The organism is Streptomyces sp. NPDC054847 (genome assembly GCF_053610925.1).
Window position 1 is genome coordinate 1 of sequence record NZ_JBSGZJ010000708.1, and the last position, 2,115, is coordinate 2,115.

Annotated in this window: 2 protein-coding genes; one reads left to right on the plus strand and one right to left on the minus strand. The window is 67.8% G+C overall.

The window, feature by feature from the left end:
* Positions 1–46 precede the first annotated feature (46 nt).
* On the minus strand, positions 47–463 hold the full coding sequence (locus tag ACWGH4_RS34490) for a transcriptional repressor (RefSeq protein WP_441264100.1): 417 nt from the start codon (positions 461–463) through the stop codon (positions 47–49).
* 160 nt (positions 464–623) lie between these two features.
* Here ACWGH4_RS34490 and ACWGH4_RS34495 point away from each other — a divergent pair, with 160 nt between their 5' ends.
* Positions 624–2,075, plus strand: coding sequence for a catalase (locus ACWGH4_RS34495; RefSeq protein WP_453467782.1), 1,452 nt, complete (start codon positions 624–626; stop codon positions 2,073–2,075).
* The last annotated feature ends 40 nt before the right edge of the window (positions 2,076–2,115 follow it).

The window sequence follows — 2,115 nt, forward strand, 5'->3', positions numbered from 1 at the left end:
GCCCCGATGCGCACATCGGGGGCCTCTTCGTTGCCTGTCGCCTACGTCACCCGGCGGCGCAGTTCGGACACGTGCCGCGGTACGTCACCTCGACGTCGGAGATGGTGAAGCCGAAGCGCTCCGTGTCCGGAAGGTCGGCCAGCGGGTTGCCCACCGGGTGCACGTCGCGGATCGCGCCGCAGCGGGCGCAGACCAGGTGCTGATGGGGGCGGTGGGCGTTCGGGTCGTACCGCTTGGCGCGGCGGTCGGTCGACACCTCGAGCACCTCACCGAGGCTCACCAGTTCGCCCAGGGTGTTGTAGACGGTCGCCCGGGAGATCTCGGGCAGCAGCCTCACCGCTCGGGCGTGCACCTCGTCGGCGGTCAGATGCACGTGTTCGCCGTCGAGGACCTCGGCCACGACACGCCGCTGGGCGGTCATGCGCCAGCCGCGTCCGCGAAGTCGTTCCAACAGGTCACTCATGAGCACCAGCCTAACAGTGGTGGGAACCGTGTCCCGAACAAGTGTGACTTTGGATGTTCGCTTGACTTAGATATTGTCCATTGTAGGATCGGGACCAGCGCACGCCAAGGACAGGTCGTGTGCACGAACGACTGGGCAGTACATGACGCAGGAGGCGCACGTGACGCAGGGACCGCTCACCACGGAGGCCGGGGCTCCGGTCGCCGACAACCAGAACAGCGAGACCGCGGGCGTCGGCGGGCCGGTGCTTGTCCAGGACCAGCTGCTGCTGGAGAAGCTCGCGCACTTCAACCGTGAGCGCATCCCGGAGCGTGTCGTCCACGCGCGTGGCGCGGGCGCCTACGGCACCTTCACGCTGACCCGCGACGTCTCGCAGTGGACCCGTGCCAAGTTCCTCTCCGAGGTCGGAAAGCAGACCGAGACCTTCCTGCGGTTCTCGACCGTCGCCGGCAACCTCGGCGCGGCGGACGCGGTGCGCGACCCGCGCGGCTGGGCGCTGAAGTTCTACACCGAAGAGGGCAACTACGACCTCGTCGGCAACAACACCCCGGTGTTCTTCATCAAGGACGCCATCAAGTTCCCCGACTTCATCCACACCCAGAAGCGCGACCCGTACACCGGATCCCAGGAGGCGGACAACGTCTGGGACTTCTGGGGGCTCTCGCCCGAGTCCACCCACCAGGTGACCTGGCTGTTCGGTGACCGCGGCATCCCCGCCTCCTACCGCCACATGGACGGCTTCGGGTCCCACACCTACCAGTGGAACAACGAGGCCGGCGAGGTCTTCTGGGTCAAGTACCACTTCAAGACCGACCAGGGCATCAAGAACCTCACCCAGGCCGAGGCCAACAAGCTCGCCGGCGAGGACCCCGACTCGCACCAGCGCGACCTGCGTGAGGCCATCGAGCGCGGCGACTTCCCGACATGGACCGTGCAGGTCCAGATCATGCCCGCGGCCGAGGCGGCGACCTACCGCTTCAACCCGTTCGACCTCACGAAGGTGTGGCCGCACGCGGACTACCCGCCGATCGAGATCGGAAAGCTGGAGCTCAACCGCAACCCGGAGAACATCTTCGCCGAGGTCGAGCAGTCCATCTTCAGCCCCGCCCACTTCGTGCCGGGCATCGGTCCCTCCCCGGACAAGATGCTCCAGGGCCGTCTCTTCGCGTACGGCGACGCCCACCGCTACCGCGTCGGCATCAACGCCGACCACCTGCCGGTGAACCGCCCGCACGCCACCGAGGCGCGCACCAACTCCCGTGACGGCTTCCTGTATGACGGCCGCCACAAGGGTGCGAAGAACTACGAGCCGAACAGCTTCGGCGGCCCGCACCAGACGGACCGCCCGCTGTGGCAGCCGATCCCGGTGACCGGCGTGACCGGTGACCACGCGGCCCCGGTCCACTCCGAGGACAACGACTTCGTCCAGGCGGGCAACCTCTACCGCCTGATGTCCGAGGACGAGAAGGGCCGTCTGATCGACAACCTGGCGGGCTTCATCGCCAAGGTGTCGCGTGACGACATCGCCGAGCGCGCGATCAACAACTTCCGCCAGGCGGACGGCGACTTCGGCAAGCGGCTCGAGGCCGCGGTCCAGGCCCTGCGCGGCTGACGGACGCTTGTCGCAGGCGGCGGGCCGGAACCCCTCGGGG